Below are 23,433 nucleotides of genomic sequence, written 5' to 3'. Positions count from 1 at the left end.
CTGGAGGCAAGCTGATGAAAACGGTCTCTTTCACACAGATGAAGGACGGCACCAAGGAGGATTACGATCTTCTGGCAGAGGCCGAGAAGCCGTTTCATGCTGCAACAGCCGAGCGGATCCTCGCCGAGCTGAAACGGCAGGGCGAGGACACCATGACGGGTTACAAGATCACCCGGATGGAGCATGGCCTGCAATCGGCAACCCGTGCGCTCCGGGAAGGCGCCGACATCGACTGGGTGGTCGGTGCCCTCTTGCATGACATCGGTGATGGCTTGGCACCGCAGAACCACGACCGGTTTTCCGCCGAAGTTATCCGTCCATTCGTGCGCGACGAGGTAGCCTGGGTGGTTGAGCATCATGGCATCTTCCAGATGCTTTATTACGCTAAGCACTACAACTGGGATGAAAACGCCCGCGACCAGTTCAAGGATCACCCGCATTTTCAGGCGTGCGCGGATTTCTGCGAGCGCTGGGATCAGGCGTCCTTCGATCCGGACTACAACAGCGAACCGCTGGAGACTTTCGAGCCGATGGTGCGCGATATCTTTGACCGCAAGGCCTATAATCCTGCCGTCATCCGAGAGGGTGTTTCTACCGGGCTGCCCAAGCTCGCCAAATAGGGGCGATTTTTAGGGTTTTTGAGCCGGCACAACGTCGGTCGCGATCGGACCAACACCAGCTTCTGCAGCCTTCGGCCCGAAGGGCACCCAGCGCTTGAAGAAGTTGGCTGAGGAGCTCGACCGGCTTTCATTGTTGGCTGCAAAGGCGGCTTCCACCGGTTGATTTTCCGCTGGAGACTCTGCATTTGCGACGGCCGTTGGTGGCGTCTCTGCCGATGCAGCTTCTGATGCGGCGGCGACGGTGTCTTCCGTACCCTCATCGCCGAAGCTCAGGACTTCGGCAATCTGGCTTTGCCGGTCTTCCCACCGCTGCTTGCGCTCTTCGCGGGCATCAAGCCGGGCCACGATGGTCTCAAACTTCTCGCTGTCGCGGTTCTGCTTGGCCGCAACCGCCATGGCAATACGCGGGCTGACTTCATAGGCCGGACACTTCGCACTGGCACGGAACGGCACCCCATCAGCCAACGGGGTTGCATCAAAGACGTATTTCTTTTCGCAGACAGAGATTGCCGGAGGCGTGTTGGTCACTTCGAAATGATCATATCCGGTCTTGAGCATCTTCCAGAATGCCAAGTGCTCACTGTCGTGATGCTTTGCCAGGTTTTCTGGCGTCATCCGGAACGGGAACGCCTGTACCTGGAACGACCGTGCCCCGCCCTTGAAGCTGTCGCGGGCCAGCGCGTAGATATCCTGCACCTGTTCATCAGTCATGGCATAGCAGCCGCGTGAAGAGCACGCGCCGTGAACCATCAGATGGGAGCCGGTGCGCCCATGGGCTTGGTCATACCGGTTTGGAAACCCGAGATTGAACGCCAGATGGTAACTGGAGTTCGGGTTCATCAAGGCTGGCGTCACTTCATAAAAACCTTCCGGGGCCTGACGGTCACCTTCCTTGAATTTCGGTCCAAGTTTGCCGGACCATTTGCAGATCTCGAATTCTTCCAGGAGCTTGAATTTGCCCGTCCGTGTCTGCTTCCAGACCTCCAGTTCGGATTCTTCCTTGAAAATCCGGATCATGATCGGTGAATTGGACGGCATGTTGAGGTCGGCCATCTTGCGCTTGATGGACGCGCTCACAGGAGCTTTGTGCTTGTTGGGACCAGAAGCGAAGTCGTCGGCCTGGCATCCGACCAACACGCCGGCCAAGAGAACGGCTGCAACGCGAGTGTACGCACGTTTATGCATGCGTTGATGGTCCGCCTGCCGGTTTTCCGCTGAAGACGAGAAACGCCCGAAGATCATATACCTGTCCCAAACTGATCGGATCTTGTTCAGCCGTTTGCGTATCGGCTGGCCAAAACTCCCATCTCGCCCCCAAAGATCAAGCTAGGCAAGGATGGTTGATGATACGTTACTGTATCTGCAGAAAGGCAGCGAACCACAATCCGGTGATAAACACAGCTATCCCGCTGGCTCCTTTCGCAGTCCTGCCTCAGTGACGGCAGAATCTGGCCACACAATGGCGAAAAGCCGCCAAGTGGCGGCCTTTCATCAAAATCTCGTCAGAAAAGACGGATCAGGAGAGCGTCCGGCCAATAGCGATGAACTTCTCGCGCCGCTGCTTGCGCAGCTGATCGGCGCTCAGCCCGGCCAGTTGCTTCAACTCTTCCTCGATCGCGGATCCGGCGGTGTCGATGACAATCTCACGAGCACGATGCGCGCCGCCAACCGGTTCATCGACAATGCTGTCGATGACACCCAGCTGTTTCAAATCCTGAGCTGTGATCTTGAGAGCTGTTGCTGCGTCCTGAGCCTTTGCGCTGTCACGCCACAAGATGGATGCCGCCCCTTCCGGCGAAATCACCGAATAGATGGCATGTTCCATCATCAAGACCTTGTTGGCCGTGGCAACTGCGATCGCGCCACCTGAGCCGCCCTCACCGATCACCACGGCAACAGACGGCGTTCCAAGCCCAAGGCCGGCATCCGTCGACCGGGCGATAGCCTCGGATTGACCACGCTCTTCGGCACCGCGGCCTGGATAAGCACCGGATGTGTCTACGAAAGAAATTAGCGGCAAACCGAAACGCTCAGCCATTTCCATGACGCGCACAGCCTTGCGGTAGCCTTCCGGGCGGACCATGCCGAAGTTGTGTTTCAGCCGGGTTTCAGTATCGTGCCCTTTTTCCTGGCCAAGCACGGCAACGGACTGGCCACGGAACCGGCCAATGCCAGCCACAAGCGCATGGTCTTCAGCGAAGTTCCGATCACCTGCGAGCGGAGTAAAATCCTCGATCAACCCGGTGATGTATTCAATCGCATGCGGCCGGTCCGGATGACGGGCCACCAGTGTTTTCTGCCAGGGTGTCAGCTTCGCGTAGATGTCTTTCAGCGTCTGCGCGGACTTCGTTTTCAGCCGGTCGATCTCGCTTTCAACATGAACAGCTTCACCATCTTCTGCGGCCAATGCCCGCAATTCCTGGATCTTGCCTTCGATGTCGGCGACGGGCTTTTCGAATTCCAAATAGCTGTGCATGTACTCGCTAACCTGAAACATGTCGGACCCGCAGCTTGTTACGGAGCCGAAAATCAAGAGCCGGCAGCACAGGTGTCCCACCGGCATGGTTATGAGGGCTGTATCAAGAGACGGGAAGTGGTGCAAGCTTTCCCGGCAACTCAGATCCCGCCAGCCTGATCAACTTCTGCAACAGACTGGCTTGGCATTCAATAGAAGACCATCGAACGCAGGAGGTTGGATCCCGGAAATGAAGCTATCGAGCAGCCCGATCGCTGCCATTGCCATCAATGTTGAGCTTTGAAGCCTCAACCAGCAATCGGCCATTTTTCGTTGCAATCGAAATCCGGTAAGGCACCAGAACATTATCCCGGCCCATCGGCGCCAGCCAAATTTCCATGGGCGCCTTTGCCATGTATTTCACCGACTCTTTAGATGGACGGTGACCGGCAACCGGAACCCATTTGGCTTTGCAAACCACGACCAAACCGTCATAACCGCGGCCGGAAACTTCCTTGGTGCCCTGGTAGGACAGCTTGATGTCGAACCGGGTCCAACCGTCAAAAATCGGCAATTTGCGCGAACAGGCTTTCGGACCGAGGCTGTCCTTTGCCCGCCGAACCGGCATCAACGCAGCACTTAGGGGATCCATCGCGTTGCGGCGATGGCGGTTTGTTACCTTGATGCGCTCCGCATTCGGCTTGAATTGCGGTGTTACCTCCATGGACCGGATGTTGCCCGAGCCCTGGTTGAGGTTGACATAGAAATCTAGATTGGCCGCATGAGAGGCCATGCGGTACTTAGACGGCACCACCTTGGAACCGACAAGCCAGCCGGATGCCTCAGCGCCGCCCTTTCCGGTCGAAAACAGTGTTCCGATCCCAGCCGGCGCCATCGCGACCTTTGCCGAATAGGCGTTGCCTTGCATCACCAGAGAGAGAGTCCCTCGAGCAACCTTGAACCCGGCAATCGATATGGAGTAGACACCCCCGACGGTGCTCTTCTTAGCGTGCGCCGGAGTAATCAGGAGAGCTCCTGCCAGAAACGGCAGAACTGCCATCCGTCCAATTGACTTTATACCAATCACTTCAAAACCTCCGCGCCGCACTGCCGGCGGCGTTCGCGCCCCCGCGCCAAGGATGTTCCGCAAGGTCAACAATAGCATGAAATCACCCTTGCGAACCGTGTCAATTCTTCTAAATCTTGGTAACTCACTGGTTAACACATTGCCGAATGCGGAATAAAAGTAAGGAATCGCATCAAAGGCGCGCAGATGTCTTGACGTTCGTGCACACTCCCTTTATAGCGGAGCAACTTTTTTCCGAGAATTGCCGGAGACGATGTCGCCGGACCTCAGGTCCGCGCCGCTTCCGGTTGGTCTTGCTGGGTTCCTGTAACGGCCCAGCCACAAAAACAAAAGGTGATATGATGGCTCGCCGTTGCGAACTCTCTGGCAAAGACGTGATGACAGGCAACAACGTCTCTCACGCAAACAACAAATCCCGTCGCCGGTTCCTGCCGAACCTGTGCAACGTGTCCCTGATGAGCGACACGCTCGGCGAAACATTCAAGCTGAAAGTTAGCGCCCACGCTCTGCGTTCTGTTGAGCACCGTGGCGGCCTTGATGCGTACCTGATGAAGGCTTCCGACGCTGAGCTTTCCGACAACGCACGCAAGATCAAAGTCAGCATCAAGCGTAAGCAGGAAGAAGCTGCTGCTGCTTAACCCTTAAGGGGTCAAAAATGGGAAAAACCCGGAGTTTCTCCGTGGCCGATCTCGCCATCGCGGTCTTCGCGATGGCGATTGTCGTTGTGGCCTCGAATTTTCTGGTCCAGTTCCCGGTCGAGCACACGCTGGCCGGAGTTAATCTGGCAGACTTGCTTACGTGGGGCGCCTTCACCTATCCGATCGCGTTTCTCGTCACCGACCTGACGAACCGGCGCTTTGGTCCGTCCGCAGCCCGGAAAGTCGTTCTCACCGGTTTTGTGATTGCGATTGTTGTCCCGATGGTGTTCTGGACGTTTGATGAAGCCTTCACGACCCCTCGGATTCTCGTCGCCTCAGGAACAGCGTTTCTTGTTGCTCAACTGCTCGACGTGACGATTTTCGATCGACTCCGCCGCTTGACCTGGTGGAAAGCACCGATCGCCTCATCACTGATCGGCTCAATGATCGACACCCTCCTGTTCTTCGGGATTGCCTTTGCCGCGGCATTCGCCTTTGTCGACGTGAGCTTTGGCATGGAAGACGGCTCACTTGCGTTCCCGGTACCGTTCCTCGGGATTGCCGACGCATTCCAGGTTCCTCTGTGGGCTTCGCTGGCGGTTGGTGACTTCATGGTGAAGATACTGGTCGCTGTCGCACTGCTTGCACCGTACCGGATCGTGCTGAACATGGTCCAGCCGCAGCCAAACGGATCAGCCGCCTGAGGCAACGCTCAACAACAATTTCATAAGGCGCCCATTGCGGCGCCTTTTTTATTGTTCATTCAAACGGAAGCGCAAAAGCAGGGTGCGTTGCAGCAGCGAACGGTTGTTGTCCGACAACAGCGTCAAGATGGTGTCACCGGCCGCATTCTGGTGAACGGCCAGGGCTTCCATGTTATCGATCTGGTAATTGAAGTCCGCCTCCAGAAGGATTTCCCCGTCCAAGACAGCCCCGGCCTTGAGATCGCTGCCTGGAAGCCGCCGCAACCTGAGACCAATCAGGTCTTTCATATTGAAGCGCCGCTCCATCAGGAGAAGGTCTCCGTCGGGCAAGAATGCAGCATCTGTCACATCAAAGCGGTCATGGCGTTTGATAGAGAACTCTTCAGCGCCGTCCGGACCAAGGACAAACCCCAGGAAATCGTGTTCATCGCTGGGTGTTGTTTCGCTGATCGCAATCAGCTTGCCATCAAGATCACCACCTGCTGGTCCTGCAGCCAACGCTTCGATGCCCGTGTTGCCCGGCAATCTGTCCAGCGCCTTCGGCAAGGCCAGCTGACCAAGCATTCTTTCATCCCCGGTCAGGAGCGGCCACTCATAATGATATACTGCGTGATTGCGCTCTGCAGACACGTAAAGGCCGGTGGCATTGAGGGTCAGCGCCTCGGTGTCATGTCCCCAGCGGGCTCTGAGTGACTTTCCATCCGCACCCAACAGGACCGCGTAACGCAGATCCGACAAACCGGTTGGCGCACCTTCGTCCGTTTGCTCGACCGTTGCGGCAACCCAGTGGCCATTATCGGTCACCGCAAGCAAGCGATTGCCGTCATCAAGACTGATCACCCCAGACAATCCGCCAGTCTTGCGGTCGGACGCCAAGATCTCGAAACCGCCCAGAAACGTCAGCTTCCCGAACTCGGTGTTGGAATGACCTATATGGAAGGTCTCAATCGGTCGTGTCTTTACACGGACCTCTTTGGCTTCATCCAGGAGACTTTCGGCTAACACGGGCGCTGAAAACGAGAGGACCGCTGCGGCCAATCCGGCTGCAGCGGTCCCTAATATCTTTGAGAAGAAAGTGCTCATGCCCTCATAACCTGCTCACCTGCGTCCAGCCCGGCGTTGACGGCCTCTGCCGAATTGCGCCGCCATCTGGACCTCGTCATCAAAGAGGTCGGCGAGCTGGTCGGTCATGGCGCCTGCAAGTTCTTCTGCGTCGACGATGGTGACAGCCCGGCGATAGTAGCGTGTCACGTCGTGGCCGATACCGATAGCAATCAGCTCCACCGGCGACCGCGTTTCAATGTCCTCGATCACATGGCGCAAGTGACGCTCCAGATAGTTGCCCGGGTTGACCGACAAGGTCGTGTCATCAACCGGTGCACCGTCTGAGATCATCATCAGGATGCGGCGTTGTTCCGGCCGGGCCATCAACCGGTCATGCGCCCAGAGCAGCGCCTCCCCGTCAATATTCTCTTTCAAGAGGCCTTCGCGCATCATCAAGCCGAGATTGCGGCGGGCACGCCGCCAAGGCGCATCTGCGGACTTGTAGATGATATGGCGCAGATCGTTCAGCCGGCCGGGTGTTGGTGGTTTGCCAGCACCTATCCAGCTTTCTCGTGACTGACCGCCCTTCCAGGCTTTCGTCGTGAAGCCAAGAATTTCGACTTTCACGCCACACCGTTCCAGGGTCCGTGCAAGAATGTCGGCACAGGTGGCCGCCACCGTAATCGGACGGCCGCGCATGGAACCTGAATTGTCCAGAAGAAGCGTGACGACGGTATCCCGGAAGTTGGTGTCCCGTTCTTGCTTGAAGGCTAGCGGTGCCATCGGGTCGGTCACAGCTCGGGTCAGGCGCGCGGTGTCCAGAAGACCTTCTTCAAGGTCAAAATCCCAGGCCCGGTTCTGCTGGGCCATCAACTTACGCTGCAACCGGTTGGCAAGGCGGGCCACGGCCCCTTGCAGATGGGTCAGTTGCTTGTCGAGGAACCCGCGCAAGCGATCCAGCTCAGCGGTGTCGCACAGCTCTTCAGCCGTGATCGTTTCATCAAACTGGGTCGTGAACACCCGATAATCGGATTCAGGCGGCTTGTTGGAGAACGGGTGATCCTGACGGTCACTTTCGCCAGCTTCTTCAGAATCGTCGGCCATGTCCTGGTCGACCATTTGGTCGAAGTCGGCTTCAGAGGCTTCCGTATGACCAGAATCTTGCTCTTCGCCGGAGAGTTCCATTTCCTGAGGCGCGGCTTCTTGCTCACCGCTGTCCTCCTCGGTGTCGTCTCCGGTTTCCGCTTCGTCGTTGTTGCCCTCATCCTCGTTTTGATCCGGGTCCAGGTCTTCGTCCTGTTCTCCGAGCTCATCTGCCATATCGAGAGATTTCAAAACATCGCGCAAACGCGAGGCAAATCCGTTTTGATCCTCAACCTCGGCTTCGAGGCTGTCAAGCTCAGCGCCGGCCTTGCTCTCCACCCAGTCACGCCACATGTCGACCAGCTTGGCGGCACTTTCCGGCGGCTGAGCACCGGTGAGGCGTTCGCGCACAATCAGCGACAGAGCATCTTGAAGGGGAGCCTCTTCCCGGCTCGCGATGTCCGGCGCGCCGGACTTGCGGTACTTGTCGTTGAGCATCACAGCCAGGTTGTCAGCCACACCCTGCATACGGCGGGCACCGACCGCTTCACAGCGCGCTTGCTCAACAGCTTCGAAGATCGCCCGCGCATCCATGCCTTGGGGCATGTTTTTGGCGTGAACAGCCTTATCGTGACAGGCAATCTTCAGCGCCATGGAATCCGAGAGCCCGCGTGTGACCGCGACCTCATGCGCATTCAGCTTACGGGACGGTTCAGGCAAGCGAGCGGACAGGCCCGACAAGCCCGGCCGGTCGCCGGAAAATGTGACTTCCAGCTCCGCCTCACCCGATATAGCCCGCATGGTTCCGGCGACGGACTGTTTCAGCGGTTCCGTCGTCGGGGCGGGCTTGTTGCCCGGAAGAGAGTTGCTACCTGGCCGCGGCGCCATAGGGACCTCAGCTCATTACAACGTTGACAGCGGATTCCGGCAGATCTTCACCGAAGCAGCGCTGATAGAACTCTGCCACAAGCGACTGTTCCATGTCGTCGCACTTGTTCAGGAAGGTCAAGCGGAAGGAGAAGCCGACATCACCAAAGATTTCCGCGTTTTCCGCCCATGTGATCACCGTACGAGGGCTCATCACAGTGGAGAGGTCCCCATTGATGAACGCGTTCCGGGTCATGTCCGCAAGACGAACCATCTTGGACACCGTGTTCCGGCCTTCATCGTTCTGGAAGTGCTTGGCCTTCGACAGAACAATATCGACTTCGTTGTCGTGCGGCAGATAGTTCAGCGTGGTAACGATCGACCAGCGGTCCATCTGTGCCTGGTTGATCTGCTGCGTGCCGTGGTAAAGACCGGACGTATCGCCGAGACCGACCGTATTCGCTGTTGCGAACAGCCGGAAGGCGGCATGCGGACGGATGACCCGGCTCTGGTCGAGAAGCGTCAAGCGGCCCGAAGACTCCAGGATCCGCTGGATTACGAACATCACGTCCGGACGGCCGGCATCATATTCATCGAACACCAGCGCAACATTGTGCTGATAGGCCCACGGCAGAATGCCGTCCTTGAATTCGGTGACTTGCTGACCGTCCTTCAGAACGATCGCGTCTTTGCCGACCAGGTCGATACGCGAGATGTGACTGTCGAGATTGACCCGGATACACGGCCAGTTGAGACGCGAGGCAACCTGCTCGATGTGCGTCGATTTGCCCGTCCCGTGGTAGCCGGTCACCATCACGCGGCGGTTATGCGCAAAGCCCGCCAAGATCGCGAGGGTCGTTGCCCTGTCAAAAAGATAATCGGGATCGGGTTCCGGCACATGCTCTGACGGCGTGGAAAAGGCCGGCACCTTCAGGTCCGACTTGAAGCCAAACACCTCTTCGACGGAAATTTCAGTGTCCGGCATCGCCATGGCCGCAGTCGTCGTCTCAGTCATCAGTCCTCCGCAGTCCCGGAGCGCCGGGATGGGTCGTTTGGGAAAAGCGAGCAGGGGCCTGCAAGCTTAGAGGAAACCGGCCTTTTTCAGAACGTTGTACGCCTGAATGATTTCCCGCAGGCGGTCTTCCGAAGAGCGATCCCCGCCATTGGCATCCGGATGGTTTAATTTCACAAGTTCTTTATAGCGCGCTTTGATTTCGCTTCCACGTGCTGTGTACGGCAGATTGAGCACATCAAGCGACCGTTTTTCAAGCGTCAATAGCTTTCTTTCGCGCGGGCGGCGTACTTGTTCGGCCCGGCGTTGCGCATTGCCGCGCATCGATGCCCTTGCGTCAAACCCGTCAGGTCCATCGGCCGCTTGCCGGTTGACGCCCATTTTCCAAGTCGGGCGGTGGCCGGTCAGGCTGTCCTTCTGGTAACTGCGAACATCATCGTCGCCCATGCCAGTGAAATAGTTATACGTCTTATTATATTCACGAACGTGGTCGACGCAGAAGTGAAAGTACTGGCCTTCGCGGTCACGACCTTTTGGCGCCTTGTGTGTACCCGGGCGTTTGCACCCCGGGTGTTCACAAACGGGATGACGGTCTTCGGTCATCCGCTCCTTGCGCTCTTTGTCCGGCTTCACCCGGATGCTGTCGAATATTTTTGAATCGAGTTTCATTGGGTCGATTATGGGATCTTGTATCCACCGGGCAAGCCGGTGACGGTGGTATTTGGCGGTCTTCCAGAGTCTTTTCGGCGATGAAACGGGCTCAGGAAATCAAACAGCCTGAGACAATATCAGCCTGTGCAGCACACGCCTAGACTTGAACTTTTCATCCATGCTCCCCAAAGTCCGGAAATGAGCATGAAACAGACCATTACCGACAAGCTGACGGCCGCTTTTGCGCCGTCCCACCTCAATGTGATTGACGAATCGGAAAACCATCGCGGTCATGGTGGCTGGCGCGAGGGCGGCGAGACCCATTTCCGGGTTCAGATTGCCGCTGACGCCTTTCAGTCGATGTCCCGCGTCGGGCAGCACCGCGCGATCAATGAGGTTCTGGCCGACGAACTTGCCAGCAGCGTTCACGCCTTGGCCATCGAAGTCAAAAAGCCCGCGTAATTTCCGAACCAACTGATTGGATCAAGCGGAAGCCGCCGCCCGGATTTTGCTGAGTGGCATAATTCTCAGCCGTGTGATCCGGTTTTTCTCCCGCCGCAATACCGTGAAACGGAAGCCGTGGAAGGTGAAGATCTGGCGCTCTTCCGGGATCATTCGCGCCTCATGGATAACCAGACCAGCGATGGTCGTTGCCTCGTCATCCGGCAAGTGCCAATCCGCTGCACGATTGAGATCCCGGATCGGTACCGAGCCATCGACAATGACGGACCCGTCCGCTTGCGGGCGTAAGCCTTCAAGCTCCAGATCATGTTCGTCTGCTATCTCGCCGACGATCTCTTCCAGAATGTCTTCCAGGGTCACCAGACCCATGACCTCACCATACTCATCCACCACCAGGGCGAAGTGGGTTTTCTTCCGCAGGAACGCATTCAGCTGATCTTGCAAACTGGTCGTGTCCGGTATGAACCAGGCAGGTCCGGCAATTTCGAGGATGTTGATTTTCGCAGCATCACCGTTCGCCTGGTTAAGAGCTCGCAGCAGGTCCTTTGCGTGGAGAACCCCTACAAAATTATCGCTTTCTCCACGCCAAAGCGGCAAACGCGTGTGAGGGGAGGCAAGCGCTGCCTCAACCAGATTGGCCGGGTCATCGTCTGCGTTGAGCGCCACCATATTTGTGCGGTGGACCATTACATCGGAGACTTCCAGCTCAGCCAAGTCCAACAGACCGCCGATGCGATCGCGCTCACCTTTTTCCAGGCCGCCTTCCATGTGCTGCAAATCAACGGCACCGCGCAGTTCCTCATGTGCGGACAGGATCGACGCATCATCTCCAATGTTCACGCCGAGCATCTTAAGGAGCATGCGCACGATCCATTCGACCCCAATCACAACCGGGCCGAACACCGCGACAACAACGCGCACGATCGGCGACACCGTCAACGCGAACCGCTCGGGATTGGAAATCGCCCAGGTTTTCGGAAGAACTTCTGCAAATACCAGGACAAGTGCGGTCATGACTAAGGTCGCAATCGCCACACCAGCTTCGCCAAACAACGCCAGAAACACTGTTGTCGCCAGGGCTGACGCGAGAATGTTGACCAGATTGTTGCCCAGCAAGAGCGCACCGATCAGGCGTTCCCTCGACGCAATCAAACGCCCCGCAACCCGAGCCCGCCAATCTCCGGTTTTCTCAAGCTGATGCACCCTTGCGCGGGACGCAGCAGTCAACGCTGTTTCGGAACCGGAAAAAAAGCCGGACAAAAACAGAAGAAAAAAGATGGCGGCAATTGAGAGCCAAAGTGCGGTCTCGGTCATGGGTTCAGTTTTTCCTTCAAGAACTCTGACACCAGATAGGGATCAACACCCTTTTCGACAAAGGCTTCCCCGATTCCCCTCGTCAAAACAAAGGTCAGAGCACCCCGGCTCACCTTTTTGTCCTGCGCAATCAGATCCATGAACACCTCGACACCGGGCAGTTGCCCTGGAATATCGGTGATCCGGATCGGTAGTCCCACATCTGTCAGGTGTTTCTCAACCCGACCGACAGTGTCTGCTCCAATGAGGCCGAGTTTTTCGGAAAACTCATGCGCCAGCATCATACCGATCGAAACACCTTCACCGTGAACAAGACGCTCGGTCTCATAGGACACTGCGCCCTCCAGCGCATGACCGAATGTATGACCGAGATTCAGAAGTGCCCGGCGACCGGATTCCAGTTCATCGGCGGCAACAACATCGGCCTTTGCCTGGCAGGACCGCGCAACGGCTTCGTCCCGCTCTTTTCCACCAGCAAAGATGCCCTGCCAGTTGCTTTCCAGCCACGCAAAGAAATCGGTATCTCCGAGAAGACCATACTTCGCGACTTCAGCGTATCCGGCCCGGAAATCGCGCGGGGTGAGCGTGTCCAGAATCGCTGTATCGGCCAATACGAGCGCCGGCTGATGAAACGCGCCAATCAGGTTCTTGCCATGGCGTGAGTTGATCCCGGTTTTTCCGCCAACGGAACTGTCGACTTGCGCCAACAAGGACGTTGGCACCTGGATGAAGGCCATGCCCCGGCGCACCGCAGATGCCACAAAGCCCGTCAAATCGCCAACCACACCACCGCCCAGCGCAACGATTGCGTCGTTGCGTTCGAGCCGCGCGTTCAGCACCTCGTCGCACAAGCGCTCAAACTGCGAAAAGCACTTGGTGCTCTCCCCGGCAGGTACCGTGATCGGCGTGAAGCCAATCCCGGCCTTCTCCAGACTGGCACCAAAAGCTTCAAGGTGAAGTCTTGCGACATTTTCATCCACAATCACCGCCAACCGGGCGCCCGGCAGAACCGCGGCAATTTCCGCGCCCGCAGTTTCCAGAACATTCCGTCCGATGCGGATATCGTAACTGCGCACCCCGAGGTCGACGCGAACGGTTTGCATTGCTTGCGACGTGTTGGCGTCAGCGGCATCCAGATTTGCCATTTGCTTGGGTTCCAAACTGCAATGGTTGTCAGGAAAGGCTCAGTCAGCCTTGTCCATAAAGGTGGTCTGCGAGGGTCAGGACAATCTGGTCAACCACGGCCTCGTGGGGCACGTCTTTCGAGGTCACCGTCAGCTGAGCCCGCGCATAGACCGGTTCGCGTTCGGCCATCAGCTTGCGCATGGTGCCTTCCGGATCCGGATTGCGCAGAAGCGGACGTGTTGAACGGCGGCGCACCCGCGCCATGACAGTCTCAAAATCAACCTTCAGCCAAATCGACAAGCCATTCGTTTCAATTTCCGAGCGGGTCGCGTCGCTCATGAAAGCACCGCCTCCGGTGGCCAGCACTTGCGGGCCTTCCTGGAGAAGCCGGGCAATCACACGCTCTTCACCACTGCGAAAATAAGGTTCGCCGTGTTCTGCAAAGATTTCCGAAACGGTCATATTAGCAGCGCGTTCAATCTCGCTGTCAGCGTCCACAAATTCCAGGCCGAGCCTTTGAGCAAGGCGCTTACCCACCGTTGATTTGCCGCATCCCATGATACCGACCAATACAATCGACCGTTTGCCAAGCGCAGCAACAAGGTGCTTCAGATCAACCGTGTCTGCCCCCCTGCCATCGGCAGGGTTTGGCGACATCTGGGTGTTTTCGTGTTTCTTCATGGCGGCGTTTTACCATATTCGCGGCAAAACGCACGAGGGCACAGCGGGAAACATCAACGCTTGCACTCTGCAGCGAACTTGCAACAGACAACAGCTTGGGGAACCATTCAAAGAAGTCTGATTCGACACCAACGGAGACCACCGTGCCAACGCTCACACGCCTCTTGATCGTTCTTCTCATCTTGGGCGCACTCGGCTACGGCGCGGTCTATTCACTCGCGACATTCGTGGAGCCACGCGAACGCGAAATTACTGTGCGGGTCAAGAAAGATGGATTTGGCCGCTGATGGCAACCGGGTTTGATCTGGAAAACTTCCTGGAAATGCTCGCCGCAGAACGCGGCGCGGCGGAAAACACGTTGGCAGGCTATCGGCGGGACCTGGAAGATTATTCCGATTTTTTAGGCCGGACAAAATTGGCTGAGGCAAACTCGGATCACATCTCGGGCTATATGAGCGACCTCACCCGCCGCGGGTTCGCAGAAACGTCTCAGGCACGGCGGCTGTCGGCCCTCAAGCAGTTCTACAAGTTTCTGTATTCGGAGGGTAGCCGCCAGGACGATCCAACCCGGACGTTGTCGGCGCCAAAGAAACGTGGCAGCCTGCCAAAAGTCCTTTCCATGGACGACGTCGATCGCTTGATCGAAACGGCACGTCTGCAAACAGAAGTTTCTCATAAATCAAAAGCAGCCGCCTTGCGCGCGCAGCGCATGTACACGCTCATCGAGGTGCTTTATGCGACCGGGCTCAGGGTTTCCGAACTGGTGGCACTGCCGGTCACCGCCGCTTTACGGGACGCGCGGCTGATTGAGATCAAGGGCAAGGGCGGTAAGGAGCGCCTAGTTCCTTTGTCTCATGCCGCCCAGTCTGCCATGAAGATGTATGTCGGGTTGCGCTCGGCGGAAGGCGCTCATGACAACAGTCCGTGGCTGTTCCCCTCTCATGGCGGAAGCGGGCATTTGACCCGTCAACACTTCGGTCGGGACCTCAAAGACCTCGCGATTGCAGCAGGGTTGGATCCGTCGCAAGTCTCCCCGCACGTCTTGAGGCATGCCTTTGCATCCCACCTTTTGCAAAACGGCGCGGACCTACGCGTGGTCCAGCAACTGCTTGGCCACGCGGACATTTCCACCACACAAATCTATACTCATGTGCTGGATGAGCGGCTGCGGGAACTGGTGGAAACGGCCCATCCGCTTGCCCGGAAATAGGCCGCAAATCCTCTGTTGCGCCGCAGCAAAGCAACACCTACACTCCGCTGCCTAAAAATTTAGCACCGGACCTGGAAACATGCTGCAGCCCGCCAGCACTTACGACACGCTCACACAGAGTTTTGCATGGCCTCAGCCGGCGACGTACAACATGGCGGCGATTGTCAGCGATCAATGGGCAGCCGCAACGCCGGACCGGCTGGCGATCCGGCGTGTGTTTGACGACGGGCAGACCGAAGACTGGAGCCACCTGGAGCTTAACCGGGCTGCGAACCGGTTTGCGAACGCCTTACAGGCACTCGGAGTAAAGCCCGGAGACCGGGTCGCCCTGCTCCTGCCTCAAATCCCGCAAACCGCCATTGCGCATCTTGCCACGTATAAAATCGGCGCGATCGCGGTTCCACTGGCCGCCCTGTTCGGCTTGGAAGCCCTCAGCTACCGGCTGTCTGATTCCGGCGCGAAAGCTTTGGTGACAGACACCGCAGGCCTTGCCAAGCTGAGCGAGGTCCGGGACCAACTTCCAGGTCTGGAGTTGGTCATCTCCGTTGATGGAACCGAGCAAGGCGTTGAAGCATTTTCTGATTTGCAAGAGCGCGCTTCAGACGCATTTCAAACAGTTCAGACCAGCCCGAATGACCCGGCTTTGATGATCTACACATCCGGCACTACGGGCCAGCCCAAGGGCGTACTTCATGGTCACCGTGTGCTGATGGGACACATGCCGGGGATCGAACTCTCGCAAAACTTCCTTGGACAACCGGATGACCTTTTCTGGACACCAGCCGATTGGGCTTGGGCGGGCGGTCTGCTGAACGCCCTTTTCCCAGCTTTGTCGCTCGGGGTTCCGGTCGTCTGCCACGCTTCACGGAAGTTCGATCCGGAATTCGCATTCCGGCTCTTGGAGCAACAGAAGATCCGCAATGCGTTCATTCCACCAACCGCATTGCGCATGCTGCGGGCCGTCGAGAACCCGACCAGCCGGTTCAAGTTGAACTGGCGCAGTGTCGGATCAGCCGGAGAATCGCTCGGCAAGGAAACCTACGACTGGTTCGCGGATGAATTCGGCTTCAAGGTCAACGAGTTCTATGGCCAGACCGAATGCAACGCAGTCCTCGGCTCCAGCGCGGCCCTTGGCATTACCCGGTCCGGCGCGATCGGCAAGGCAACGCCCGGCCATGACGTTGCGATCATTGACGAAGCCGGAAATCCTGTGCCTGCAGAAACGCTCGGTCAGATCGCCGTAAAGCGTCCAGATCCCGTAATGTTCCTTGAATACTGGAACAAACCGGAGGCGACGAAGGACAAGTTTATCGGCGACTGGATGATCACTGGGGATCAAGGAGTGATGGATGAGGACGGGTATGTCCATTTCGTCGGCCGTGACGATGACCTCATCACCTCTGCCAGTTACCGGATCGGTCCGGGGGAAATTGAAGACTGCCTGATCAAACATCCGGCCGTTGCGCTGGCCGCAGCGGTTGGAAAACCGGACCCGCTGCGCACCGAAATCGTCAAAGCCTATGTGGTTCTGAAAACCGGGGAACAGCCGACACCCGCCCTGGAAGACAGCATCCGCTCGTTCGTTCGGGATCGCTTGTCCGCACACGAATACCCGCGTGAAATTGGGTTTGTCGACTCCCTGCCCATGACCACGACAGGCAAGGTCATCCGCAGAATTCTGCGCAATCAGGCCCGCGAAGAAGTCGCCTGAGTCGCTACCTCAGTCCGGACGGTCAGGCAGCCAGCAAGGCGGAGAGATCCGCATGGCTGTCCACCACCTTGTGCGCGCCCGCACTTTTAAGCTGCTCCGCGTGACCATCATGACTGTGGCCACCACCGACAAATCCCCAGACGGTCATCCCGGCGGCAAGGCCGGCCAGAACACCATTGGAACTGTCCTCAATCACCAGACAGTTTGCCGGTGCAAAACCCAGTTTTTCAGCCGCGAACACAAACAAGTCCGGTGCCGGTTTGCCGTTGGTCACTTGTTCACCGGAGTAGATATGCGGCGCAAAATAGTCGTGGAGGCCGGTGTGCTGAAGCTTATGAATCAGGCGGTGGAGACGGGACGACGAGGCAACCGCTCGCGGACCGTCATGCGCTTCGAGCAAGGCCTTGATCCCGGCGATTTCTGCAAGCTCGGAATTGATCCGCTCCAAGGTGGCGGCATCGAGTTCCGGACCAAACGTTTCGGGCAGAGGCCCTTTGCCCAAAGCGCGGTGATCATCATCCAGCCTGGCCCAGAAATCGGCGCTCCCAAGCCCCTGAAACCGGTTCATGTAGTCGTCCAGACTATAATCCAGGCCAATCCCGGCGAGATGTTCACGCTCCACCTCAACATAGATTTTTTCAGAATCGACCAGAACGCCATCGCAGTCGAACAGAATCGCCTCAAAAGTCATATCATTCCGTATTTGTTAGTGTAAGCCGTCGAAGAGACCTTTAACCACCTGTCTTTGAAACAAGATGACAAGGATGGCCGGAGGCAAAACCGCGACAACGGCGAGCATGACCCCAGACAGGCTGTTCTGTCCGAAAAACTGCATCCCCCTGACAACTGTGTAGGACGCTTCATCGGATGTGGTCATGACCGGCCAGAGGTACTGGTTCCAGCCTGTGACGAACAGCACCAGAAACAGGGCAGATGCGGTGGGCAGGCACAAGGGCGCCAGGATATCGGTTAGGAACCGAAGAGGCCCCGCTCCGTCCAGCCGCGCGGATTCTTGCAGCGTGTCGGGAACCGTCATCAGGAACTGCCGGAAAAACAGCGTGCCAAGTCCGGACGCGGCGAGCGGCAAAATCAGTCCGGCATGCGTGTTGACGAGCCCAAGATCGGCAGCAACGGCGTAGGTTGCAAGAAACCGGGATTCCAATGGGAGCATCAAGGTCAACAGCAGCAGCCAGAAGATGAACGTCGCAAACCGGACCCTGAAATAGAGAAGCGCAAAGGCTGCCAGAAGCGAGACCACGGTTTTCAATGCAGCAAATCCTGCCCCGAAAACGAAAGAATTCCAAAGCATAAGGGCAGCCGTCACATCACCGGAAAAGCCTGCGCTTGTTGTGAGAAACGCGGTGTAGTTCTCAAGACCATGCGCCCCAATATCCAGGCGAGGTGCGATCCGCGTGCCAGGCGCATGCGTGGTTGCTGCAAACAAGGCGTAAACCGGCAAGCTCATGAACAAAGCACCGGCAATCAGAATGACATGGTCAACAAATTGAGCGCGAAAACGCCGCCAGAATGGCATCAGGAGTGTTCCGGAAAACAAGAAAGAGCGCGGAGATTAGACCCATTCGCAGCGAATTGAAAAGGCTTAGAGCACGAGAATACCCGAATGCTTCGCCTTGTGTTCCGGCTCCACGTGGATGGTAATCCGAGCGCCCGGCACATCTTCACTGATGGCTGCCTCGATCCGGTCGCAGATCTCATGGGCTGCTTCAACGGTCATGGAGCCGGAAACCACAAGATGAAAATCAATGAAGGTCGTTTTTCCGGCGATACGCGTTCGCAGATCATGCGCTTCCAGCGCGCCTTCGCCTTGCTCGGAAATCTGCAGCCGGATCTTTTCGAGAACATCGGCTGAAGCTGCCTCGTCCATAAGGCCACCGACAGATTCTTTGACCAGTCCCCAACCGGACCACAAGACCGTGAGGCCAACCAAAATCGCCAAGACCGAGTCCAGGATCGTCCAACCGGTCAGAAGAACGAGGACCACGCCAATGAGGACACCGAGGGAACTGACAACATCGGTGAAAAGGTGCTTGCCATCGGCGACAAGCGCCGGCGACCGGACTTTTCGGCCGACCCGCATCAGATAAGCCGCCCAAAGCCCATTGATCAGTGCGGCCAGAACATTCAGCCCGATGCCGAGCGGTGAAAAATCGGGACTGTCGCCGTGTACAAGCCCCATCCAGGCGGCCCTGAAGATCGACAAGGCGGCCAACACAATCATCACGCCAACAAGAACGGCGGCGAAATACTCTGCCTTGTCATGACCATAAGGATGATTGCTGTCAGCAGGTTTGGAAGCGAACCAGACTGCTATGAGCGCTGCGAAGGATGAGGCAACGTTGACGATGGTCTCAAGCGCGTCGGAGTAGAGCGCAACAGACCCGGTCAGCCAGTAGGCACCGAATTTCAGGCCAAGGACCACAAGACCGATTGCAATGCTGAAAAAGGCAATACGGAGCTGCGAGCCAACCGCCATTAAGACCCCCTAAGGCCTCGGCGGCCCGCTGGTTTTCTGAGCGCTGCAAGGGGTAACAGGTTTTGCCCTCAAGACAACCGGCAATCGGGACTATCAAGTGAAAACCGGGAATCTATCATCGGTCGATCCTCTAACTGCACTTGGACTGAAAGCCTTTCAAAAAAACCCCGGCTGTTGGCCGGGGGTTTTTTTGGGTTGGCGGTTTCTCGGAACTTGTGCGGACCGGCTGGCAGCAGCACCTAAAAGCCCTTCTTCCAATCCATCGCCGCGGCGCCAATGATCTGGCCGGGGCCCTCATTGTCCTCAACCTGGATCAGGATAATGCACCGGGCGTCGCTGATCAGGTTCAGCTTCGTCTTTGCCATGCGGAACGTCTCTTCGCCGCCCGACCACATGCCCATCGGCATAAGATCCCGAACAACGTTTACATAGGTGATTTCGCGGCCCGCATTTTCCCCACGGCCAATGTCCACTGTCGCTTCATCCTGCACGCGCAGGAAATAGACGGTTGCCATTTTTGCACCCGCAGGCAACTCGCCGCTGACCTTAGCCTCAACGGCCATATCCGAGATTTTGAGTGTCACGTCAGTAGCCAGCGGTTCGGCACGCTTCAAGGCAGCACGGACATCCGCTTCGCGGCTTCCGACAACATGTTCTTCACCGTTGATCACCATCTGCGGAGTATAAACCGACCGGTCGCCGCGCTTTTGAGCGTACGCACGCTGGCGCTGCGAATGAACCGGGCTCGCAAGCGTGTCTTTCCATCCAAGGTAATCCCAATAATCGACCGGCAAAACCAGCGTCAGGATATCCCCCTCTTCCTGTACAAGCTGCTCAGCGAGCCGATCAGCTGGCGGGCAGGAAGAGCAGCCTTGGCTGGTGAAGAGCTCGACGACCTTCTGCGGCCCCGCGTTCGCAGCATTCGAGGAAATGCCCGCCGCAAATAATCCGCAAACAAAAATGAAACACGCTCGGACAGCGTGTCGTGCTGTCCGGGTATGGATGCCCACCATTGGCTCTTGTCCCGTAACTGTTTTCAGTAACATAGGCAGGCACCTTGTAAAGAGCGAGTCACGTGGCGGTGATAGCGCGCGCACCACCGGTTTTTCGCACGTTTGTGAAAATTGAAAGACAGCCCGTGATCAGCGCGAGGGTTTCACCCCTCGGCCATAATCTTCCGCAGTTCCGGAAGGAAACCGGTCTCATAGCTTTGCGGATCGAGCGGGCCGATGAACTTGTAGCGGATGGTGCCGGTCTTATCGACGATGAAGGTTTCCGGAACGCCGTAGACACCCCAGTTGATGGCTGTCCGTCCGCTGTCATCAACACCGATGCGGTCATAAGGGTTGCCGAGACTTCCAAGGAACCGGCGCGCGTTCGCGGCTTTGTCCTTGTAGTTGATCCCCAGCAGCTGAAACCCATCCAGCTTCGCCAATTCTTCCAGGAGCGGGTGCTCTTGCCGGCACGGGCCGCACCAGGACGCAAAGATGTTCACGACGGAAACCTGACCGATCAGGTCTTCACGCGAAAATCCGGGCATTGGAGCGCCGTTTTCAGACAAGCCCTCAAGCGGCTCCAAGGAAAACTCCGGCGCAGGTTTATTGATCAGCGCGGACGGGATCTTGCTTGGGTCGTCACCGAGCGTCAGCTGAAACAGGAACAGCCCGGCAAGCGCTGCAAAAACGATTAAGGGCAGCAGAACGAGGACCGGAAAGCCACGTTTTTTGGGCTCAGATCCCGAACCATTTTCAAGTGTGCTCATGAGACCTGAGTGCTCCTGTCTTCCGGCCTTGCGCGTTTGATGCCTTGGTCAGCGAGGTCGTTCAGAGCTTTTTCCTGCGCGGCCTTGTCCAATCGCACCCAGGCAATCAGGACCAGAACCGTTAATAGGCAAAGGCCATAAGAAGCGAGGATAAATCCGGCGTGTGGTCCAAGATCCATGACGTCACTCCGCAGGTTGGGCGGCCCCGGCAGGACCTGGCTGTGCGGCACTCGCTGCACGCATCCGCAGAGCGCGGACACGCCGCCGCAGGATTTCATTGCGCATGGCCATCAAGTGAAGAACGAAGAACATCAGCGTGAAGGCAACGGCCATCACCAACAGCGGCCACAAGATATCCGGGTGAATGGTCGGGCCATCAAACCGCATCACACTTGCCGGCTGATGAAGCGTGTTCCACCAATCGACGGAAAACTTGATGATCGGCAGATTCAGGGCGCCGACGAGCGTCAGAACAGCCGCAGCTTTCCCGGCCTTGATCGGGTCTTCCATCGTGCGCCACAGTGTCATCAGGCCCAGATACATGATGAAAAGGACGAGGACGGACGTCAGGCGGGCATCCCAGACCCAGTAGGTGCCCCACATGGGCTTGCCCCACAAGGAGCCGGTCACGAGCGCCATAAAGGTGAAAGCCGCACCGATCGGAGCAGCGCTTTTCGCCGAAACGTCCGCCAGCGGATGCTTCCAGACCAGAGTGCCGATCGATGACAGGGTCATGACCGAGTAGCACATCATGCACAGCCAGGCGGCAGGAACATGGATGTACATGATCCGCACCGTGTCCCCTTGCTGATAGTCCTCCGGCGCGACGAAGAAGCTCATGTAAAGCCCGACCGCGAACAACAGGAGACACAGCCCTGTCAACCAGGGGAGGACCACCTGCACGAACCTCAAAAACCGCGTCGGATTTGCGTAATCCCAGAATGCCATGGAACCGTTCTAATCTAGAGCTTTGCCTGCTTCAATGGACAAGTCTGCCGCAGGAGGCATTGAGGGCGATCAATATGGCGTTAGTCTGACGCAAAACGCAGTGCTGTGGCAGATGCTATCGGGCCAACAACGGCCGCAATGAGAGACAGCGCACACAGGATCAGAAACGGCGTCAGGAAGGGCACCGGATCACGGATCGCAGCATCGGCCGAACTGACGCCGAAAATCAGAACAGGTATCGCGAGCGGGACAACCAGAACGGCCAGCAGCAAGCCGCCACGGCGCAAGGAAACCGTCAATGACGCCCCGATTGCGCCAATTAACGTGAGCGCCGGGGTTCCAACCAGCAGCGTTGCAGTGACCGCCGCCATGGAGACCGGATCTAGGTTCAAGAAGATACCGAGCACCGGCGCGGCGACCACCAGGGGCAAACCTGTCGCGGTCCAATGCGCCAGACACTTGATCAGAACAACCAGCTCCAAGGGACGCCCTGCCATCAACATGAGATCAAGTGTTCCGTCATCGCGATCCGCCTGAAACAGGCGATCCAATCCAAGCAGCGTTGCCAGCAGGGCCCCGATCCAGAGGATCGCCGGACCGATCCGTGAGAGCAGATTGAGATCCGGGCCAACACCGAAAGGAATGACCGTAACAACAGCCAGGAAAAACAAAACACCGACCAAGGCACTGCCGCCCACCCGAACCGACAGCCTCAAGTCCCGTTGAAACAACGCCATAGCCCAGCCTGTCATAGGAAGCCCTCCTCAAGGGCCTGCTCAGCCGGTTGTGCCGCCTCCAGATGAAATGTCTGATTTTTAGTCAACGCCAACTCGGTATGGGTCGCCGTCACGATCAAGCCACCGGCTTCCAGGTGGCCATTCATCAAACTCAGAAGCAGGGCTTCGGAATTCTTGTCCAGTGCAGAGGTCGGCTCGTCCATCAACCAGATCGGCCGCGCAGTTACCAACAGCCGGGACAACGACAACCGCCGTTTTTGCCCCGCAGACAGATAGGCAGCGGGCAAGTGTGCGGTATGACCAATCCCGAGCAGTTCCAAAGCCTCCATCGGCTTACGCGGCTCGCCGGCAAAACCAGCTGCAGCCGTAGGTGCTGTAAAACTTTGCCAGAACTCAAGATTTTCGAGCACCGACAAAGCTGGCTTCACCGAGTCTTGATGGCCGAAATAATGAGCGTGTTCATGCGCTGGCCTGTCATCTTCACCGCTCTCGTAACGGATCGTGCCACCCGCCAGAGCAACAAGGCCCGCCAGGGTGCGCAACAGTGAAGACTTGCCGATACCATTCGCGCCGGTCACCACAAGGGCTGTGCCTTGGCTGAGAGTGAAAGAGAGGTTTTGAAACACCCGGCGCCCGCCGCGATCAATGGTCAGGTTCTCAGCAATAAGGGTCAGGACACCGCTCCGGAAAATCGTACAGTTCGTTTGCCTTGTTAGTGCGATCTTGAGGGAAATGGCAAGCGCACTCTCTCATGCAAACTGCTCTGCAATACGATCTTTACGTTGTCGTCTTGGCCTTTCCGCAGCTGCAAGCCACGGAATATTAATG

Annotated in this window: 26 protein-coding genes; 7 read left to right on the top strand and 19 right to left on the bottom strand. The window is 57.4% G+C overall.

What is annotated here, in order from left to right; genetic code table 11:
• The first annotated feature begins 14 nt into the window (after positions 1 to 14).
• Positions 15 to 620 (top strand): HD domain-containing protein, encoded by a 606-nt coding sequence (locus ACVDG4_RS21765; protein ID WP_447236644.1) that lies wholly within the window; start codon positions 15 to 17, stop codon positions 618 to 620.
• 9 nt (positions 621 to 629) lie between these two features.
• On the opposite strand, the gene ACVDG4_RS21760 is transcribed toward ACVDG4_RS21765, so the two are convergent.
• The 3 genes from ACVDG4_RS21760 to ACVDG4_RS21750 all read right to left on the bottom strand — a co-directional run bounded on the left by ACVDG4_RS21760 (position 630) and on the right by ACVDG4_RS21750 (position 4,240).
• Positions 630 to 1,805, bottom strand: coding sequence for a L,D-transpeptidase family protein (locus ACVDG4_RS21760; RefSeq protein ID WP_447236643.1), 1,176 nt, complete (start codon positions 1,803 to 1,805; stop codon positions 630 to 632).
• 331 nt (positions 1,806 to 2,136) lie between these two features.
• Complete coding sequence (locus ACVDG4_RS21755) at positions 2,137 to 3,096, bottom strand: acetyl-CoA carboxylase carboxyltransferase subunit alpha (RefSeq protein ID WP_133952638.1); 960 nt, start codon at positions 3,094 to 3,096, stop codon at positions 2,137 to 2,139.
• A 235-nt stretch (positions 3,097 to 3,331) separates the two neighbouring features.
• A complete protein-coding gene (locus ACVDG4_RS21750) occupies positions 3,332 to 4,240 on the bottom strand; it encodes a DUF3108 domain-containing protein (RefSeq protein WP_209176196.1) in 909 nt (302 codons plus the stop codon).
• Between the two features lie 263 nt (positions 4,241 to 4,503).
• Here ACVDG4_RS21750 and rpmB point away from each other — a divergent pair, with 263 nt between their 5' ends.
• Together rpmB and ACVDG4_RS21740 are read left to right on the top strand one after the other, a co-directional pair.
• A complete protein-coding gene (gene rpmB, locus ACVDG4_RS21745; protein WP_055671930.1) occupies positions 4,504 to 4,800 on the top strand; it encodes a 50S ribosomal protein L28 in 297 nt (98 codons plus the stop codon).
• A 17-nt stretch (positions 4,801 to 4,817) separates the two neighbouring features.
• A complete protein-coding gene (locus ACVDG4_RS21740) occupies positions 4,818 to 5,504 on the top strand; it encodes a queuosine precursor transporter (RefSeq protein ID WP_447236642.1) in 687 nt (228 codons plus the stop codon).
• A 48-nt stretch (positions 5,505 to 5,552) separates the two neighbouring features.
• Here ACVDG4_RS21740 and ACVDG4_RS21735 read toward each other — a convergent pair whose 3' ends face one another.
• From ACVDG4_RS21735 to ACVDG4_RS21720, 4 genes are all read right to left on the bottom strand, one after another.
• Entirely contained in the window at positions 5,553 to 6,587 is a 1,035-nt protein-coding gene (locus tag ACVDG4_RS21735) for an esterase-like activity of phytase family protein (protein ID WP_447236641.1), read from the bottom strand.
• Positions 6,588 to 6,602: 15 nt separating this feature from the next.
• On the bottom strand, positions 6,603 to 8,519 hold the full coding sequence (cobT, locus tag ACVDG4_RS21730) for a cobaltochelatase subunit CobT (protein WP_447236640.1): 1,917 nt from the start codon (positions 8,517 to 8,519) through the stop codon (positions 6,603 to 6,605).
• A gap of 7 nt (positions 8,520 to 8,526) precedes the next feature.
• Complete coding sequence (cobS, locus tag ACVDG4_RS21725) at positions 8,527 to 9,513, bottom strand: cobaltochelatase subunit CobS (RefSeq protein WP_008192290.1); 987 nt, start codon at positions 9,511 to 9,513, stop codon at positions 8,527 to 8,529.
• A gap of 66 nt (positions 9,514 to 9,579) precedes the next feature.
• Positions 9,580 to 10,179 carry a DnaJ domain-containing protein gene (locus ACVDG4_RS21720; RefSeq protein WP_133952375.1) on the bottom strand — a complete coding sequence of 200 codons (600 nt, stop codon included), beginning with the start codon at positions 10,177 to 10,179 and terminating at the stop codon, positions 9,580 to 9,582.
• 180 nt (positions 10,180 to 10,359) lie between these two features.
• On the opposite strand from ACVDG4_RS21720, the gene ACVDG4_RS21715 reads away from it, so the two are divergent.
• A complete protein-coding gene (locus ACVDG4_RS21715) occupies positions 10,360 to 10,623 on the top strand; it encodes a BolA family protein (RefSeq protein ID WP_420339569.1) in 264 nt (87 codons plus the stop codon).
• Between the two features lie 21 nt (positions 10,624 to 10,644).
• On the opposite strand, the gene ACVDG4_RS21710 is transcribed toward ACVDG4_RS21715, so the two are convergent.
• From ACVDG4_RS21710 to ACVDG4_RS21700, 3 genes are read right to left on the bottom strand one after another with little or no spacing between them, the layout of a single operon-like run.
• Positions 10,645 to 11,937, bottom strand: coding sequence for an HlyC/CorC family transporter (locus tag ACVDG4_RS21710; protein ID WP_133952379.1), 1,293 nt, complete (start codon positions 11,935 to 11,937; stop codon positions 10,645 to 10,647).
• Positions 11,934 to 13,082, bottom strand: a complete 1,149-nt coding sequence (gene aroB / locus ACVDG4_RS21705) for a 3-dehydroquinate synthase (RefSeq protein ID WP_447236639.1) — start codon at positions 13,080 to 13,082, stop codon at positions 11,934 to 11,936. Before aroB ends, ACVDG4_RS21710 begins: the two co-directional genes overlap by 4 nt.
• A gap of 43 nt (positions 13,083 to 13,125) precedes the next feature.
• Positions 13,126 to 13,743 carry a shikimate kinase gene (locus ACVDG4_RS21700; protein WP_420339566.1) on the bottom strand — a complete coding sequence of 206 codons (618 nt, stop codon included), beginning with the start codon at positions 13,741 to 13,743 and terminating at the stop codon, positions 13,126 to 13,128.
• Between the two features lie 143 nt (positions 13,744 to 13,886).
• Between ACVDG4_RS21700 and ACVDG4_RS21695 the strand changes: the two genes are divergently transcribed.
• The 3 genes from ACVDG4_RS21695 (at position 13,887) to ACVDG4_RS21685 (ending at position 16,664) form a co-directional block, all read left to right on the top strand.
• Entirely contained in the window at positions 13,887 to 14,030 is a 144-nt protein-coding gene (locus ACVDG4_RS21695) for a hypothetical protein (RefSeq protein ID WP_008192774.1), read from the top strand.
• Positions 14,030 to 14,953, top strand: coding sequence for a site-specific tyrosine recombinase XerD (xerD, locus tag ACVDG4_RS21690; RefSeq protein ID WP_447236638.1), 924 nt, complete (start codon positions 14,030 to 14,032; stop codon positions 14,951 to 14,953). The genes ACVDG4_RS21695 and xerD overlap by 1 nt, the downstream gene beginning before the upstream one ends.
• A gap of 79 nt (positions 14,954 to 15,032) precedes the next feature.
• The gene (locus ACVDG4_RS21685) at positions 15,033 to 16,664 is read left to right on the top strand and encodes an AMP-binding protein (protein WP_447236637.1); all 1,632 of its coding nucleotides are present in this window, start codon (positions 15,033 to 15,035) and stop codon (positions 16,662 to 16,664) included.
• 22 nt (positions 16,665 to 16,686) lie between these two features.
• On the opposite strand, the gene ACVDG4_RS21680 is transcribed toward ACVDG4_RS21685, so the two are convergent.
• The 9 genes from ACVDG4_RS21680 to ccmA form a co-directional block, all read right to left on the bottom strand.
• Complete coding sequence (locus ACVDG4_RS21680; RefSeq protein ID WP_447236636.1) at positions 16,687 to 17,355, bottom strand: HAD family hydrolase; 669 nt, start codon at positions 17,353 to 17,355, stop codon at positions 16,687 to 16,689.
• A gap of 15 nt (positions 17,356 to 17,370) precedes the next feature.
• Positions 17,371 to 18,198, bottom strand: a complete 828-nt coding sequence (locus ACVDG4_RS21675) for an ABC transporter permease subunit (RefSeq protein ID WP_447236635.1) — start codon at positions 18,196 to 18,198, stop codon at positions 17,371 to 17,373.
• Positions 18,199 to 18,264: 66 nt separating this feature from the next.
• Entirely contained in the window at positions 18,265 to 19,158 is an 894-nt protein-coding gene (locus ACVDG4_RS21670; protein ID WP_447236634.1) for a cation diffusion facilitator family transporter, read from the bottom strand.
• A 239-nt stretch (positions 19,159 to 19,397) separates the two neighbouring features.
• Complete coding sequence (locus ACVDG4_RS21665) at positions 19,398 to 20,171, bottom strand: DUF1223 domain-containing protein (protein ID WP_209176206.1); 774 nt, start codon at positions 20,169 to 20,171, stop codon at positions 19,398 to 19,400.
• Positions 20,172 to 20,314: 143 nt separating this feature from the next.
• Entirely contained in the window at positions 20,315 to 20,920 is a 606-nt protein-coding gene (locus ACVDG4_RS21660) for a DsbE family thiol:disulfide interchange protein (RefSeq protein ID WP_133952396.1), read from the bottom strand.
• Positions 20,917 to 21,099 carry a heme exporter protein CcmD gene (gene ccmD, locus ACVDG4_RS21655; RefSeq protein ID WP_133952398.1) on the bottom strand — a complete coding sequence of 61 codons (183 nt, stop codon included), beginning with the start codon at positions 21,097 to 21,099 and terminating at the stop codon, positions 20,917 to 20,919. Before ccmD ends, ACVDG4_RS21660 begins: the two co-directional genes overlap by 4 nt.
• A 4-nt stretch (positions 21,100 to 21,103) precedes the next feature.
• Positions 21,104 to 21,868: a heme ABC transporter permease gene (locus tag ACVDG4_RS21650; RefSeq protein WP_008196280.1), complete on the bottom strand. Its 765-nt coding sequence runs from the start codon at positions 21,866 to 21,868 to the stop codon at positions 21,104 to 21,106.
• 80 nt (positions 21,869 to 21,948) lie between these two features.
• Positions 21,949 to 22,620 (bottom strand): heme exporter protein CcmB, encoded by a 672-nt coding sequence (ccmB, locus tag ACVDG4_RS21645; protein ID WP_447236633.1) that lies wholly within the window; start codon positions 22,618 to 22,620, stop codon positions 21,949 to 21,951.
• Positions 22,617 to 23,270 (bottom strand): heme ABC exporter ATP-binding protein CcmA, encoded by a 654-nt coding sequence (ccmA, locus tag ACVDG4_RS21640; protein ID WP_447236748.1) that lies wholly within the window; start codon positions 23,268 to 23,270, stop codon positions 22,617 to 22,619. Before ccmA ends, ccmB begins: the two co-directional genes overlap by 4 nt.
• Between the last annotated feature and the right edge of the window lie 163 nt (positions 23,271 to 23,433).

Source organism: Roseibium sp. MB-4, assembly GCF_053005265.1.
Note: the sequence above shows the minus strand (reverse complement) of the source record. Positions and strands in the feature narration are given on the sequence as shown.